General features: G+C 51.2%; 9 protein-coding genes. All 9 read left to right on the top strand.

Features of this window, described 5'->3' with window-relative positions; all coding sequences use genetic code 11:
• Positions 1-54: 54 nt before the first annotated feature.
• The 9 genes from cysD to L1X57_RS12055 all read left to right on the top strand — a co-directional run bounded on the left by cysD (position 55) and on the right by L1X57_RS12055 (position 16433).
• On the top strand, positions 55-957 hold the full coding sequence (cysD, locus tag L1X57_RS12015) for a sulfate adenylyltransferase subunit CysD (RefSeq protein ID WP_009721824.1): 903 nt from the start codon (positions 55-57) through the stop codon (positions 955-957).
• Positions 957-2861: a sulfate adenylyltransferase subunit CysN gene (cysN, locus tag L1X57_RS12020; RefSeq protein WP_009721825.1), complete on the top strand. Its 1905-nt coding sequence runs from the start codon at positions 957-959 to the stop codon at positions 2859-2861. Before cysD ends, cysN begins: the two co-directional genes overlap by 1 nt.
• 98 nt (positions 2862-2959) lie before the next feature.
• The gene (cysQ, locus tag L1X57_RS12025) at positions 2960-3730 is read left to right on the top strand and encodes a 3'(2'),5'-bisphosphate nucleotidase CysQ (RefSeq protein WP_009721826.1); all 771 of its coding nucleotides are present in this window, start codon (positions 2960-2962) and stop codon (positions 3728-3730) included.
• Positions 3731-4005: 275 nt separating this feature from the next.
• Positions 4006-5853: a glutamine--fructose-6-phosphate transaminase (isomerizing) gene (gene glmS, locus L1X57_RS12030; RefSeq protein WP_009721827.1), complete on the top strand. Its 1848-nt coding sequence runs from the start codon at positions 4006-4008 to the stop codon at positions 5851-5853.
• Positions 5854-6037: 184 nt separating this feature from the next.
• The gene (gene glmM, locus L1X57_RS12035) at positions 6038-7381 is read left to right on the top strand and encodes a phosphoglucosamine mutase (RefSeq protein WP_009721828.1); all 1344 of its coding nucleotides are present in this window, start codon (positions 6038-6040) and stop codon (positions 7379-7381) included.
• A gap of 73 nt (positions 7382-7454) precedes the next feature.
• Positions 7455-8621 carry a nucleotide sugar dehydrogenase gene (locus tag L1X57_RS12040; RefSeq protein ID WP_009721829.1) on the top strand — a complete coding sequence of 389 codons (1167 nt, stop codon included), beginning with the start codon at positions 7455-7457 and terminating at the stop codon, positions 8619-8621.
• 28 nt (positions 8622-8649) lie between these two features.
• Positions 8650-11751 (top strand): glycosyltransferase, encoded by a 3102-nt coding sequence (locus L1X57_RS12045; protein WP_234667736.1) that lies wholly within the window; start codon positions 8650-8652, stop codon positions 11749-11751.
• Positions 11752-11774: 23 nt separating this feature from the next.
• Entirely contained in the window at positions 11775-14084 is a 2310-nt protein-coding gene (locus tag L1X57_RS12050) for a glycosyltransferase family 2 protein (RefSeq protein WP_234667738.1), read from the top strand.
• A gap of 36 nt (positions 14085-14120) precedes the next feature.
• Positions 14121-16433: a glycosyltransferase family 2 protein gene (locus L1X57_RS12055; RefSeq protein WP_009721832.1), complete on the top strand. Its 2313-nt coding sequence runs from the start codon at positions 14121-14123 to the stop codon at positions 16431-16433.
• Positions 16434-17188: the final 755 nt, after the last annotated feature.

Raw genomic sequence — 17188 nt, forward strand, 5'->3', positions numbered from 1 at the left:
AGTGCCACGACCGGCCACTTGAGAACAATTTTTCACACAACGTTGGGAAAAATGATGACATCACTCACCCATCTGCAGCGACTGGAAGCGGAAAGCATCCAGATCATGCGCGAAGTGGTCGCCGAGGCTGAAAACCCGGTAATGCTGTATTCCGTCGGTAAAGATTCCGCAGTTATGCTGCACTTGGCACGAAAGGCGTTTGCGCCTGGTTCACCGCCATTTCCACTCTTGCATGTGGATACACGCTGGAAGTTCCGCGCGATGTATGAATTCCGCGATAAAATGGCCGAAGAGATCGGTGTGGATCTTTTGGTGCATATCAACCCGGAAGGGGTTGAGAAAGACATTAACCCGTTTACCCACGGCTCGGCGATTCACACCGATGTGATGAAAACTGAGGGCTTGAAGCAAGCACTTGATAAGTACGGGTTCGATGCGGCTTTTGGTGGTGCTCGTCGTGATGAAGAGAAGTCTCGTGCCAAAGAGCGTGTGTTCTCTTTCCGTTCTGCACAGCACCGTTGGGACCCGAAAAATCAGCGTCCTGAGCTGTGGAAGCTGTACAACACGCGTAAGAACCCTAAAGAGTCTATCCGCGTGTTCCCCATCTCTAACTGGACTGAACTGGACATTTGGCAGTATATCCATCTGCAGAATATTCCAATTGTTCCGCTTTACTATTCGGCAGAGCGCCCTGTAGTTGAGCGTGACGGTGCGTTGATCATGGTGGACGATGAGCGCATGCCGCTAGAGCCGGGCGAAGTACCGATGATGCGCAAGGTCCGTTTCCGTACGTTGGGTTGCTACCCACTTACCGGCGCGGTGGAGTCTGAAGCCGATACGCTTCCTGCCATCATTCAAGAGATGCTGTTGACCAAGACGTCAGAACGCCAGGGGCGTGTGATTGATCACGATAGCGCTGCTTCCATGGAGAAGAAAAAGCAAGAGGGGTACTTCTAATGTCGCATTCATCTGAACTTATTGCCGAAGACATCGAAGGCTACCTGAAGGCCCACGAACATAAAGGCCTGCTGCGTTTTATTACCTGTGGCAGCGTTGATGACGGTAAAAGCACCCTGATTGGCCGCTTGCTGTTTGAATCCAAACTGTTATTTGAAGATCAGCTGGCTGCTATTGAAGCTGACTCTAAAAAATACGGTACTCAGGGCGGCGACATGGACTTTGCGCTGCTGGTCGATGGCTTGGCAGCAGAGCGTGAGCAAGGCATCACTATTGATGTGGCGTATCGCTTTTTCTCTACTGAGACGCGCAAGTTTATCGTTGCCGACACACCTGGGCATGAGCAGTACACCCGCAACATGGTGACCGGCGCTTCCACGGCAGACGCTGCCATTTTGATGGTTGACGCACGTCACGGAATTTTGACTCAGACCCGTCGTCATAGTTTTTTGATGTCATTGATGGGCATGCGGCATGTCGTCGTTGCCATCAATAAAATGGACTTGGTGGATTACTCTAAGACGCGTTTCGATCAAATCGTCGAAGAGTACCGTACGTTTGCCAAACAGCTCGGTCTGGAAAACATTACGTTTATCCCCATGTCGGCGTTGAAAGGCGATAACGTTATTGAGCCAAGCCCGCACATGCCTTGGTATCACGGCACTACGCTGATGGGCTATTTGGAAACCGTAGAGCTGGATGCCGAGCATTTGCAGCGCTCTCCCTTCCGGATGCCAGTGCAGTGGGTGAACCGTCCTAACCTGGATTTCCGTGGTTTTTCTGGAATGGTAGCCAGTGGTGTTGTTCGCCCTGGCGATCAAATTCGCGTTCAGCCTTCTGGTAAATCCAGCACGGTGTCACGCATCTACACCTTTGATGGTGACTTGGACGAGGCGGTGGCAGGTCAGTCTGTAACACTGCTGCTAGACGATGAAATTGATATCTCTCGGGGCGATGTCATCTCCGGTGTAGAGCAGCCTGCTCATACGGCTGATCAGTTCGAAACAACGTTGGTGTGGATGCATGAGGCGCCGCTGCTGCCAGGCCGCCCTTACTTAATGAAGCTAGGCACCCAGATGGTGTCAGCGACCGTTACCGATATTAAATATCAGGTTAACGTTAATACGCTGGAACATACGGCTGGCAAGCAGCTTGATTTGAACGGCATTGGTGTCTGCACGATTAGTTTGAATCGTGCGGTTGCTTTTGATGCTTATCAAGATAACCACGATACCGGTGGCTTCATCCTGATTGACCGTATGACGAACAATACGGTGGGTGCAGGTATGCTGCATTTTGCTCTTCGTCGTAGCCAGAATATTCATATGCAACACGTGGATATTGATAAACAGGCACGTGCGTTGGCGAAGAGCCAGAAGCCCGCAGTTCTGTGGTTCACAGGTCTTTCTGGTGCTGGTAAATCAACGATCGCTAATTTGGTTGAGAAAAAGCTATTTACCCAGGGGCAACATACCTACCTACTCGATGGTGATAACGTCCGTCATGGTTTAAACCGTGACTTAGGCTTTACCGATGCTGATCGCGTTGAAAATGTGCGCCGTGTCGCGGAAATCTCCAAACTGATGGTGGATGCTGGGTTGATCGTTATGTCCGCGTTTATTTCGCCTTTCCGCAGTGAGCGTCAATTTGCGCGAGACTTGCTGGAAGCGGATGAGTTCATCGAGATTTTCGTAGATGCGCCACTGAATGTAGTAGAAGCCCGGGATCCTAAAGGCCTTTATAAAAAGGCTCGCCGAGGTGAATTGAAGAATTTCACTGGCATTGACTCAACTTATGAAGCACCTGAGTCGCCAGATATTCACCTGAAAACCTCAGAGATGAGTGCCGAAGAAGCGGCTGATAGCGTGATTAATGCGTTGCGTGAGCGTGGCCTAATTAGCTGATCTCTCATAGTATGTATGTTGAACGCGTAATGTAAGCATCGATAAGCCACCAAGCAGCTAGCCGTTGTTTGGTGGCTTAATCATAAGGGAATGGCACTATGATTGATCAAGCGTTATTGGATTCTGTAGAGCGTATTGCTCGTGAAGCGGGCGATGCCATCATGGCGGTTTATGCCTGCGAATTTAGCGTGGAAGAAAAAGAAGACAAAAGCCCGCTAACTGAAGCGGATCAAGCGGCCCATAATGTGATTGTGCGCGGCTTGCAGGGGCTTGAATTACAGTTGCCAATACTCTCTGAGGAAGATGCAGAAGGCTTTTCGGGAGTAGATAGCAATGGCCGTTATTGGTTAGTAGACCCGCTAGATGGTACAAAAGAGTTTATCAAGCGCAACGGCGAGTTCACCGTTAATATTGCGCTAATTGAAAACGGCAAACCGATTTTGGGCGTTGTTACCGCGCCGGCGCTTGAAACCGCTTATGTCGCCGCTGAAGGTTTAGGTGCTTTCAAGGTGGAAGCGAATGGCGAACGCCATGAAATTCGAGTTGCAGGTAAACCGGAAGCCGCGTCGGCTTGGCGTGTCGTGGGTAGTCGCTCGCACACCAGCCCGGATTTAGCAGCGTGGCTTGAAAAGCTGGGCAAGCATGAAATGCTGCCCATGGGCAGTTCGCTTAAACTATGCTTAATTGCAGAAGGAAAGGCTGATGCTTACCCCCGCTTAGGCCCTACCTGCCTTTGGGACACTGGTGCTGCTCATGCAGTCGTGCTTCAAGCGGGTGGCCGGGTTGAAGCGTTAGAGGGTAAACAGCTTAGCTACGCCAACCCCAGCGAAAAGCTTAATCCGTATTTTGTTGTTTGGGGAAATGGGTGAAGGCTGTACTTTGAAGCCTTAACCATAGGGAGTGTAAGATGCTCCCCCTTAAGGGGCCGTTCATGGGATACTTTCTATGATCGGTTTTCTAAAGGTGGCTGTGATTGGTCTCTTGTGGCCGATCTTCTGTAGCTGTTTTATGTGACTGGTCTTTGTAAATAGCCCTTTGCAAATGGCCCTTTGCTCTTCGTTTATTGCAAATGGTTTTTTGCACATGGCTCTTTGCATGCGAGTGAAAGCCATCGTCGTTATAAGTCGTTATTAAAGGATTGAGTATGTGCGGAATCGTTGGCGCCATTGGCGCAAGGGAATGTACCCCGTTTTTGCTTTCAGGCTTGAGGGTGCTTGAATACCGTGGCTATGACTCTGCTGGGTTAGCCGTACTAGATGCTTCTGGAGCTTTGGTGCGGGCCCGTGCCAAGGGCCGAGTATCAGAACTGGAAGCCCGCGTTTCAGAGAAGGGCGTCGAGGGTAATGTGGGCATTGCCCATACCCGTTGGGCGACTCACGGTGTTCCTGCTGAACGTAACGCTCACCCGCATATTTCTAGTGGTTTGGCGGTGGTGCATAACGGCATCATTGAAAACTATGAAGCCCTGCGTGAGAAACTTCAGGGGTTGGGGTATGAGTTCACTTCAGACACCGACACTGAAACCATCGCCCACTTGATTCAAGCCTGCTTTAAAGGTGAAGTTGGCGAACCAGCGGAAAATCTATTTTCTGCAGTGCGTTGCGCTGTGGCGCATTTGCAAGGCGCTTTCGCCCTGGCGGTGGTTAGCGAAGAGGAGCCGGATTGCTTAGTCGTTGCCCGTGAGGGTTCTCCATTGATGTTAGGTATTGCTGATGACGGCCACTATGCCGCTTCAGATGCCTCGGCACTGCTTTCTGTCACTCAGCAGATGATGTACCTAGAAAATGGTGATGTCGCGCGTTTGACCAGCGACTCTATCACCCTGGTCGATGCTCTCGGCCAACCGGCTCAGCGCGAAGTGATTACCTCCAGCCTTTCTGCCAATGCAGTCGAGCTGGGTGAGTTTAATCACTATATGCAAAAAGAGATGTTTGAGCAGCCGCAAGCGTTGGGTAACACGCTAGAAATGCTGAGCGGCGCAGGCCAACTGCAGCCGGGTATTTTTGGTGCAGAAGCGCAAGCCGTTTTTGAGCAGGTAGATTCCGTACTGATCTTGGCGTGTGGTACCTCTAGCTACGCGGGCATGACGGCTAAATACTGGATCGAGCAAGTCGCCGGTATTTCGTGCAATGTTGAAATTGCCAGTGAATACCGTTACCGCAAAAGCGTGGCGAATCCTAACCAGCTAGTGGTAGTGATTTCACAGTCTGGTGAAACCGCTGATACGCTCGCCGCATTGCAGCACGCTAAATCAATGGGGCACACCCATACGCTTGCGATTTGTAACGTACCTGAATCTGCCATTGTGCGTGAAACGCTGCTGCGTTTTATTACCCGTGCTGGCCCGGAGATTGGTGTTGCCTCTACTAAGGCCTTTACCACTCAGCTTAGCGCGCTATTTTTGCTCACGCTTTTGTTGGCAAAAGCGAATCAGCGTCTAGATGAAGCAGATGAGAAAGCCTATCTGGACGAGCTGCGCCACTTGCCCATCGCAGTTGAAAAGGTGCTGGCACTTGAACCAAGCATCAAAGCGTGGTCGAAGCATTTTGCTAATAAGCACCATGCGCTGTTCTTAGGCCGTGGCCGCCACTTCCCGATTGCGTTGGAAGGTGCGCTGAAGCTTAAAGAAATTTCTTATATTCATGCAGAAGCTTACCCAGCTGGGGAGTTGAAGCACGGCCCGTTAGCGTTGGTTGATGCGGATATGCCAGTGGTGGTGGTGGCGCCCAATGATGAGATGTTAGAAAAGCTAAAGGCCAATATGCAGGAAGTGAGCGCTCGTGGCGGTCAGCTTTACGTGTTTGCTGATGGTGATAGTGCCGTGAAGTCGAGCGAAGGTGTGAATGTACTGATGATGCCGGAACACTACGGCTTGCTTTCGCCCGTGTTACACGTGGTTGCACTTCAGTTGTTGTCATATCACGTGGCGCTTGTAAAAGGCACGGACGTAGATAAGCCACGTAACTTGGCGAAAAGCGTCACGGTGGAGTAAATCCAGGGGCGGCTTCGCCGCCTTCGCGGGTGCCTCATTCGCTCGTTCCTCGCGAGATTCGTTACACCGCGCTACAAACGTATTGAATAAACAGGTTTTGTAGCGCGGCGTAAGCGTCAGCGCACCCGCGGGGGTGCTCACCATTCACTTTTCATTATTCACCACTCACTATTCAGGTTTTAACATGCGTAAATATTTTGGCACCGATGGCGTTCGTGGCCGTGTTGGCGAATTCCCCATGACCCCGGACTTTGCAATGAAGCTGGGTTGGGCCGCTGGCAAAGTGCTGGGGGCAGAAGGTATTAAAGAAGTGTTGATCGGCAAAGATACCCGAGCAAGTGGCTACATGCTGGAGTCTGCGTTGGAAGCGGGCTTTTCGGCGGCGGGGGTCAACGTGGCGCTGGTCGGGCCGCTGCCTACGCCTGGGGTGGCCTACCTCACCTCTACCTTCCGCGCAGATGCGGGGGTGGTCATCAGTGCTTCTCATAACCCTTTTGACGACAACGGTATCAAAATATTTGGGCAGGGTGGCTACAAGCTGACCGATGCTCAAGAGCAGGAGATTGAAAATAAGCTGCATATCGCTCTGGAAGGCGGTATGGAGTGTGTAAGTTCAGAAGCATTAGGTAAAGCGCGCCGTGTAGACGATGCTGCTGGCCGTTATATCGAATACTGCAAAGCTGTGCTGCCTAGTACATTAAGCTTAAGCGGGCTGAAAATTGTAGTGGATAGCGCGAATGGCGCTGGCTACAAAGTTGCGCCGGCTGTTTACAAAGAGTTAGGTGCTGACGTTATTAGCATTCATGACCAGCCCAACGGGGTAAACATTAATGCGAACTGTGGCGCGACCTCTATGCGCAGCCTATGTACTGCGGTGTTAGAGAACGAAGCCGATCTTGGTATCGCATTGGATGGCGATGCCGACCGCCTGATGATGGTTGACCACACCGGAGCGGTCGTTGATGGTGATGAGCTGCTGTTTTTGCTGGCGAAAGATGCCAAAGCTGCGGGCTACACAGGCGGTATTGTTGGCACCCAGATGAGCAATTTGGGGCTTGAGCAAGCATTGGCTACGATTGACGTGCCGTTTGTGCGCGCCAAAGTAGGTGACCGCTATGTCATGGAGCAGCTGAAAAGTACGGGATGGCGCTTAGGAGGGGAGGGTTCTGGTCATTTGCTGAGTCTTGATCATGCCTCTACAGGTGACGCGGTAATTGCTTCGCTACGCGTGCTGACGTCATTGCTAAACCAGGGCACTACGCTTCATATGGCTAAGAAGGGCATGAACAAATTACCCCAAGTGTTGGTTAACGTGCGCTTTAAAGCCAGTAAAAATGAAGACCCTCTCGAAAGTGCACAGGTTCAGCAAGCGCTTACTGAGGCAGAAGAAAAGCTCGCTGCCAATGGCCGTGTGCTGTTACGCAAGTCCGGCACTGAGCCGCTGATTCGTGTGATGGTAGAAGCTGGTGATGCAAAGCTAGCCAAATGGTGCGCCGAGCATATTGCCAAAGCATTACCTTCTATCTAACCTAATCGCTTGGTAAATAAGCGTGATTAATCAATAATCTGGCATCGTGTGTAATGACTTTGGGTGAGGATAGATGAAAATTGCAGTCGCTGGCACGGGCTACGTGGGCCTTTCAAACGCGATGTTATTGGCACAGCACCACGAGGTGGTGGCCGTTGATATCGTGCCTGAGAAAGTTGAAAAGCTAAATAACCGTGTCTCTCCGATTGAAGACGCTGAGGTTTCAGCGTTTCTAAAGAGGGAAGACTTGCACTTTACGGCTACTTTGGATGCTGAAGCCGCCTATAAACAGGCGGAGTTCGTCATTATCGCTACGCCGACCGATTACGATCCAGAAACCAACTGCTTCAATACCCAAAGTGTTGAGGCAGTGATTACTCAGGTAATGCGCATTAACCCGGATGCGGTGATGGTGATTAAATCTACCGTGCCGGTAGGTTACACCACCGAAGCTTCCGAGCGTTTTAATACCCAAAACCTGCTTTTTTCTCCTGAGTTTTTGCGTGAAGGAAAGGCGCTTCACGATAACCTCTATCCATCGCGGATTATCATTGGTGAACGTTCTGAGCGTGCAGCGGTCTTCGCCGAGATGCTGAAGCAGGGCGCGATCAAACAGGATATTGATGTACTGCTGACCAACAGTACCGAAGCCGAAGCCATCAAGTTGTTTGCTAATACCTACTTGGCGATGCGCGTGGCTTACTTTAATGAGCTAGATACCTACGCAGAAACGCATGGGTTGAATGCCAAGCAGATTATTGAAGGCGTAGGCTTAGACCCGCGTATTGGTAAGCACTACAACAACCCAAGTTTTGGTTACGGCGGCTATTGTCTGCCTAAAGATACCAAGCAGCTGCTGGCCAATTATCAAGACGTGCCTAGCAACATGATTCAGGCCATCGTTGAGGCAAACCGCACTCGCAAGGATTTCATCGCAAAATCCGTTATGCGTCGTAACCCAGAAGTGGTGGGTGTGTACCGGCTGATTATGAAAACTGGCTCTGATAATTTCCGCGCCAGCGCTATGCAAGGTGTGATGAAACGCCTAAAAGCCAGGGGCATTGAAGTGGTGGTCTATGAGCCGGCTCTTGATGCCGATGAATTTTTCAATTCTAAAGTGATGCGTGATTTCGATGCGTTTAAACAAAAAGCCGATGTGATTTTGGCGAACCGCATGGTGGATGAGCTGCAGGATGTGGCGGATAAAGTGTATACCCGTGATCTGTTTGGCAGCGATTAAGCTTAGTGTGTTTTTATAATAGGTTGCCATGCTCTCTTTTCTGACCAAGTCCTTGTTAGCCAAGTCCTTATTAAATAAGTGGCGACGCGTTGCTCATCAGAATGCAACCAACGCTACTGAAAGCGGTTTTGATGCGGAAGTCTTTGATGCTCAGTGGTATTTGGCTACTTACACCGATGTGGCGGCTGCCGGTATCGACCCATGGGAGCATTACCAGCACCATGGCAAAGCAGAAGGGCGTTTGGCATGCCGCAACCAAGCCATTGGCTGGGGGCATGCGTTATGGCGAGGGGCTGAAGCCGTTGTTTTGCCACGCTTGCAACGCTTACTAACCGCTAACAATGCGACGACAGTTGAACGCTTGTCCGCTCGTTGGGAGCTCGCTCGGTGGTATGCCTGGCAAGCGAACTGGTCAGCCGTATTAGAGGTTTTGCTATCCGAAGGAAAACTGCCGAGCTTCGGTTTTCCTGGCCCGGCGTTGCTGGTGGTAGACGCTTGCTGCCAGCAGGCTGACCATGCCTCTCAGTGCGATAACGCGTTAGCTGAAGCGTTAGCGTTTTTAGAAATGTATTACCCACACCAAGCAGATACCACGTTGGCCAGGGCAAATGCGCTCAGCTTATCGAAAGAGCGGCTAAGCTTAACGCCCGATCCAGACCTTGAATCAGAGTGGCTGGCGGTGATTAATCGCTGTTTTCAAGCTCAGGGATTGCAGCCGCTTGCGTTGGCTGACCCTGAGCAGCCGCTGCATTTGAATAATCTTGCGCCTGACTATTCCAGTACTGACTTTGGTGGAGACTTATCACGCGCTAGTGGGGCTATTCTTCACCCCTCACCCCTCACCACTCACGATTCACCCTTCACCCTTCACGACTCCCCCTTTGTTAGTGTCATTATTCCGCTGTATAACGCGGAGCGCACTATCACAATGGCACTTACCAGCCTGTTTTGTCAGCGTGATGTGCGCTTGGAAATTATCGTGGTGGACGATGCTAGCCCCGATAGCAGCGTTGCCAAGGTAGAACAGCTTCAGGCCAGTGTACCGCCCCATATAGAACTGGTGGTGCTGCGTCATTCCCAAAACCAGGGGGCTTACGCTGCCCGTAATACGGGTATGGCGGCGGCCACTGCTCCATTTATTACTACCCACGATAGCGATGACTGGTCGCATCCTCAAAAGCTAGCCCTGCAATGCCAGGCGTTAATCGGGCAGTCCGCTATAAAAGCGTGTTTGTCTCACTGGGTACGGGTCACTCCTGAACTTATGTTCCACCGTTGGCGATTGGATGAGTTCGGTTGGGTGTATCCAAACATGTCGTCGTTGATGTTTCGTCGTGAGGTATTTGAAGCCCTAGGCTATTGGGATGGTGTCAAGGTCAATGCGGATACTGAATGGCGCTGGCGGGTCGAGGCCGCTTTCGGTGCGGGCAGCGTTAGTGACGTGCTGCCAGGCGTACCACTTTCCTTTGGGCTCGCCGATGGTGGTTCGTTAAGTCAGCATGCCTCGTCTCACTTAGTAAGCCAGTTCACCGGCAACCGCTTTCGTTATATGCAGGCGGCAGCGCGTTGGCATCGGTCGGCACAGGGGCTGAAACAGGGCCTGAATATGCCTATTGCACCCGCTGAGCGGTTGTTTACGGCCCCGGCAGGAATGCTTAGAGACACGGCACCTCCCAACCCTCCGCCTAGTGAGTTTGAGCTGATTAGTGAATCTGGCCTGTTGGATGCGGGTTGGTACCTTACCCGCTATATAGATTTGCAGCAGACGCCCGTTGAACCGTTAAACCACTACGTGGAAAGCGGGGCAAGCGAAGGGCGTGATCCTGGCCCAGGTTTTTCGACCTCTGGTTATGTGCGCCGTTATCCAGAAGTGGGAGAAACTAACCTTAATCCGCTGGCTCATTTTCTAAGTGTGGGGCAGGCAAAGGGTTATCAGCCACTGCCCGAATGGCAAGGTGAGAAAGCCTTTGCAAACCGGCCTACCGTGATGCTTTGTGCTCATCAAGCGGGCAGTACGCTGTTTGGTGCGGAACGCAGCCTGCTAGATGTGCTGGATGCGATGGGCGAATTGCGTTGGAATGTGGTGGTGACGCTACCAGAAGCCAACAACGTGGCCTACGAACAGGCGCTGCTGAAGCGTTGTAAAGCATTGGTGGTGATGCCCTATGGTTGGTGGCAGGTGGGAAAACAAGCCAACGAAACAACAGTGGCACAGTTTGAAGCGCTACTATCTCGCTACAACGTCAAGGCACTGCATGGTAATACGGCGGTGCTGCATGAGCCATACCTTGCGGCAAAGCGGGCGGGCATTCCTTCCCTTGTGCATGTGCGTGAACTGCCTGCTTTCGACGAGAGCTTATGTGACCTTCTGGGAGCGACGCCCGATGAGTTAGTGAGCCACGTGCATAAGCTAGCAGATATTGTCGTGGCGAACTCCCAGTGTGTGGCCGAGGCGTTTGCATTGTTTGGTTCACCCAAACGCCTTGCTATTGTGCCGAATACCATCGATATGCTGCCGTTGCTTACCTTGCCAGAGGTGAACTTCGTACCGCAGGCAGGCGTTCGCGTGGGCATGTTAAGTAGCAACGTGGCTAAAAAAGGTCTGAAGGATGTAGAGCAAATGGCGAGGCATCTACAGGCCTTGTCTCCCCTCGTTGAGGTGGTGCTGTTTGGTGCGCAAACGCCTGCTATTGATGATCTGCTTCGCCGCCAAGCTCAGGGAAAAGCACCCAGTAATATGCGTTTTGCAGGCTATGTGGAACATCCTGAAGCGGCTCTGGCTCAGTTGGATATAGTGGTGAACCTATCCCGCTTCCAGGAGTCTTTTGGGCGTACTGTACTAGAAGCGATGGCCGCTGCTAGGCCTGTTGTAGCCTATGATTGGGGCGCTTTGAGCGAGCTGGTCGTTGCTGCTAAAAATGGCGATGTTAACACTGGCATATTGGTGCCATTTGGCGACTCATCGGTTGCTGCCCAACAGGTGGCGATGTTGGCGAATGATCCTGCTCAGTGCAGACAGTTAGGGCAATCTGCTCGTCATCGTGCGCAAGCGTGCTTTAGCGCTGTTGAGCTGCGCGTAGCATTGGCTAACGCTTACGCACTCACGCAGTGCGATGAATTTTGTATGTAGTCTCGAATGATGAGGGGTTTTATTTGAAGCTTGCGATTGCTGCCATTGTTAAAAATGAACTAGACAGCTTGGTTGAGTGGCTGGCGTTCCATCTTGCGGTGGGGGCCAGCCATTTTTTGATGGCTGATAATGAGAGCACTGATGGCACCAAAGAATTTTTATCGGTACTCGCTGATCAGGGCTTAGTAACACTGATCTCAGTGCCAACAGGTGAGACGCCTCCTCAACTGCCTGCCTACCAGTCGCTTTTAGAAAAATGTCCTAAAAACATAGATTTAGTTGCTTTTATTGATGCTGACGAGTATTTATTACCAGATCTTGAAGGGCTAACGCTATTGGCGTGGTTAGAAGAGCGCTTTGTTTCGCCTGACGTTGGTGCGCTAGGCTTGAATTGGGCCTGTTTTGGTTCCAATGGAGCAAAATTCCGCGATGATGGGTTAGTTATTGAACGTTTTACCCAGCGCGCCAACCAAGAATTCGGGCCTAATCATCATATTAAAAGTGTGGTTCGCCCGCACTATGTAGAGCGTTTCGATAATCCGCACTTTGCCCGTTTAAAACGAGGCTGTTACGTGAATAGTCTTGGCCAACCGTTGGTGCCGCGTAAGGATAAGCAAGGCAAGCAGCGATTTGGACTAAGCGGAAACGTTGTTTGGGACGGGGCGCGTATTAATCACTATTTGGTAAAGTCAGTAGAAGAATTTGTACTAGGCAAAGCTAAACGGGGCAGTGCGGCTACGCCTAATTATCAAAAGCAGCGCGACTATTTTATGCGCCATGACCGCAACGATGCCGCGTGTCATTTGGCCGCTGAACTCGCGCCTAAGGTCAAAAAACAAATGAAATGGTTGCAGCAACTTGCTGATAAAAAGCAGGTCAGGAGTGGCTCGGAGATAAACGAGCAAGCCAATAAAATATCTCCCGCTCAGCCTTCTTCTGGTTCGGATTTAACCCGGTGGCTGAAACGCCGTTTGAAAGAGTGGTCTTCCACTACCGCGAATGGGCACTCTCCTGTTGATCGTTGGGCGTTGGATTACCCTTCTGAACAGCGCGGTTCACGCTTTCAACCTTCAGGGCGGGTTGTGCAAGGGTGGTTGCTACTGCCAGCAAGTCTGGCCGAAATGCATTCACAAGTGCGTATTGTGGCGGAATGGCAGTCTGCCTTTGAGCTGTGCCATCCTCTGGACGTTGATCGCCCGGACGTTATCAAAAATATTTTTGCAGTGCCGGCTGAAGGTCACCCCCAACGCGTGTGTGGTTTTCGTTTTACTGTACCACCCAAGCTGGGTAGCTTCCGGTTATGGCTGGCGCTTGAGGATGCACGCTGGCTACTGCAAGACGTTACGGTTGATACGCGGGATGTCGAAGCCGCAGAGCAACTGAAAGTGTTGCAAGGTAAGCAGGGTTGGCTGTTTTTAGATAACGACACTAACGGTAGCGTTGACCAATTTATGGGGCGCATGCGTCTTACTAAAGCCGGTATAAAAGGCTGGGATGATTATCTTCATCAGCTTGAAAATGCTGCTGGTAACGTGCCCTGGGCATTATTGGTAGCCCCTTCTAAAGAGAGTGTGATGGGGGCAAGTTATCACCCACGGGAAGAGGGCGCTTCCGGCCCTATGCACCAAGTGCTTAGCTTAACTGCTTCTGCTGGTGTGGTTTATCCTGTTAAGGAACTGAAAGCCCTGGGCGATGGAGCGTTTATTCCTACGGATACTCACTGGACCCATCATGGGGCGTTGGCCGCAACGATTGCCCTAGCGGTAAAGCTAGGTGTGGAAAAGAAAGCCTGTGCGGCGCTGTTTAAAAAAGACCGCTATAAAAATAAGGCCATGGGCGGCGATCTTGGTAATAAGCTAACCCCGAAGCAAACGTCTAATGTTGATGTACTGATTTCTTTTAGTCATTCTCGTTACAAGACCTACGATAATGGCTTGCCTAACTTTGGCCGATTACTGGTGATTGAGTATCCTGAGGCGTTAATGTCGGGCACGTGTCTGATATTCGGCTCTTCCTCTAGTTACTCCATGTTTAATTATTTATGCCGAGTGTTTCAGCGCATTGTGTTTGTGCATAGCGCGGGGAGTGTTGACCCTGAGTTGGTTAAAGCGGTCGCTCCCGCGTATCTGGCGACTCAGACCAATGCTCGTTTTGTAGTGCAGATACCGACGGTTACCCATAGTTTGGATGAGGTGATTCACCAAAAGTGTGCACAGCTGGATGAGAAGGCGTTTGAAGACGTTCATGAAAAGCGTATCATCGCATCAGATGACTACCTTCAAGCCTTGGGGCTGCTGCGTTGGGAACAGACTGCCAGCAGCCTACTTGTGTGAGTGTTGCCTTGGTAACGGAATGGGTTAAGGATGGCGATGAGGCAGCATATTGTCAGTTTAAAAGAAATGATGGCTGCCATTGGGAGGCACAGCAGTGTGCCCCCATTCTGGCGGCGTAATCCCAGTATTCGCGTAGTAGATGCGCCTGTCTTTAAAAGTGAAGCTGCAGCAAATGTTAATACACCAGTAAAGGCAAGTACCTACTGTGTTTGTGATGGAGAAAAGCCACTTCCTGGCTGGAATATGCTGGAGTTGGATGGGTTAGGGGCAGATGCTTATGGCGCTGCCACGATTCTTCTCTATACCCACAAAGGCATTATCGAAACGTCGGTGTCGTTGCGCCCAGGTAAAACGACTAAGCGGATTCTTTGGGTACCGCGAGGCGTAAAAAAAATCGCGTTCTCTTTTTTGGCCAGCGAAGCGGCCTTGGCCCACTTGGCGGTGGAATGGGTGTGGCTAACGCCTTGGTTTGCCCAAAGCCGCTTAGCGCGCCGTTTGATCAATAATCACGCCAGTTATAAGGGGATGAGAACGCGTGACGTGGTGCGTTATCTCCACACGGAGTCGGTTGCCCAAGCACGTAGCTGGCGCAGTATCGCTCTGGAAGAATATAACCAAACCCACGCAAAACAGCATGTGTCTGAAGACTATTCACGGTGGGTAAATACAACCGAGAAAGAGGCTGTTGAAGATCCTCAGTCGATTATTGCGGGCCTGAAATCAGCGCCCCTGTTCTCAATCATCATGCCAGTGACGCTGAGTGATTTAGAGCAGGGGGAAGCGCCTTTCATTGCCACAATTAATTCCTTAAAAGCACAAAGTTACTTTTTTTGGGAAGTCTTTATTGTGCTTTCCGCTGAGATCACCGATACACAGCGGAAAGCGTTAGAGCGCTATATTCCTACGACTAGCCGTATCAACTTGATCCATAGTTATCATCGCACCTTGGCAAAGTTAGACCACCAAGGGTTTATTCAAACCCAGGGCGATGGGGTCATGCGGATTAGCTGGGGCGATCAGTTAGCGAAAGAAGCCTTATGCCAGTTGGCGAAAGCGTGGAACGATCACCCTGACGCGCAGCTTTTCTACACGGATGAAGACGTGCTAGGAGCTGATGGCAAGCGTTGCAAGCCCAACTTTAAGCCGGGCTGGAACCCGGATTTGTTGCTTTCGACTAACTACATTGGCCGCATAGCGTTGTATAAGCGGCGGTTGCTTTGGCAGCTGGAGTCTGAGCAGACGGATCTGCTGTCTCACCTGACCAGTCGGGCTGCGGTTGATTATGCGCTGGCGCTCACCTTTATGATGTGGAAAGTGACTCACGGCAACGAAAAGTCGGTGTGTCATTTGCCTGCTATGTTGTATCACCGTAGCGAAGACTTTCCTCATCCGCTTCACCAGCAGGATGCTATTTCGCTGGTTAGCAGCGTATTGAAGCAGCAAGTAGCTAGCGCAAAAGCGGTGGTGCATCCAGGGTTATTGGAGAGCTCAGTGCGGATTGAGTGGCCAATACCCAACCCAGCGCCGCTAGTGAGCTTGTTGGTGCCAACCCGCAATGGTGTTGATATTTTGCGGCCTTGTGTGGATGCCATTTTAGAACGCACTGCTTACACTCATTTTGAGCTGCTGATTCTGGATAACCAGAGCGACTGCCCAGAAACCATGGCGTACATGGATGACGTGGCAAAGCGCGACCCGCGTGTCCGTGTATTGCGTTGGAATCATCCGTTTAACTACTCAGCGATCAATAATTTTGGCGCTGCGCAGTCCCATGGCAGCATCATTGGTTTGGTCAATAATGATGTAGAGCCGGTAAATGAACACTGGCTAACCGAAATGGTAAGCCAAGCCTGTCGTTCTGAAATTGGCTGTGTCGGAGCCAAACTCTATTACCCAAACGGTATGCTGCAACATGGCGGTGTAATACTTGGTTTGGGGGACGTTGCAGGCCATGCGCATCGTTTCTTCCCCCGTGAGAGTGACGGTTACACGGGACGGTTGAAGTTGGTTCAGAATTTATCTGCGGTGACTGCGGCGTGCTTGCTGCTGCGTAAAAACGTGTTCAATAACGTGGGCGGTTTAAACGAAAAGAAATTAAGCGTTGCCTATAACGACGTTGATTTGTGCTTGAAGGTTAGACAAGCAGGCTACCGCAACTTGTGGTCTCCGTTTGCTGAACTTTACCACCATGAATCTATCTCTCGCGGTGCCGATGATACGCCTACCAAGCGTGCCCGCTGGCTAAGCGAAGTTGCTTACATGCGCCGTACCTGGGGTAATCATCTGGACAGTGACCCTGCTTACAATCCCAATTTAACGCTTGTGCATGAAGATTTTTCTCTCAAGTGAGGGCTAGAGTGAGTAGTAACCACACGCGTTGGGTCGTTCTTAGTGATGGTGGCCTGCCGACTGAAGATATCTACTTTCTCGAATCAGCAGCTCCGGCGCTGCGACGTCAGGGGGCAACGATTGAGCGCGCTGTTACTTCGCGCTCTTTTGGTGCGGCTTGGCGTTATGGACGCTCTTTTTTACGCCATTATGCTGGCGCAAATGTGTTGTTATGCCGCTCGTTACCGCTGAGTTGGCTGCGTTGGTTAGAGCGTCATCGCCAAGCATTTGGTTATATCGGTTACCTAATTGATGATGATATCGAGGCAGCCGCCCACGATCCCACACTGCCGCCCGCTTATCGAAAACGCATGGCGCGTATTGCTAAGCTTCAACCCCGCTTTTTAGCATTAAGTGATGAGGTGATTGCTTGCAGTGATGGGTTAGCCGAGCGTTTTCGTCCTTATCACCGCTGCGTTTCAGTGTTAACGCCGCCTCTTATCGCTACGCTGCCAGAGAGGGGGCACTTTGAACTACCGCCTTCATCCTCAACGCCGTGGCGAATCGGTTTTCACGGTACTCGGGCGCATCTGAATGACTTGATGCACATTGCCCCTGCCTTGAAGGCGCTTCAACAAACGCGCTCCGATACACAACTTGAGCTGATGTTAGGCAAGTACACTCCCAAAGCTCTGGCGGAGTTACCCAATGTTTTGGCGCCTGACCCGCTACCTTGGCACGCTTTTCGCAGTTATCAATCTAGGTGCCAGCTGCAC

The organism is Halomonas sp. TD01, from assembly GCF_923868895.1.
Classification (GTDB): domain Bacteria; phylum Pseudomonadota; class Gammaproteobacteria; order Pseudomonadales; family Halomonadaceae; genus Vreelandella.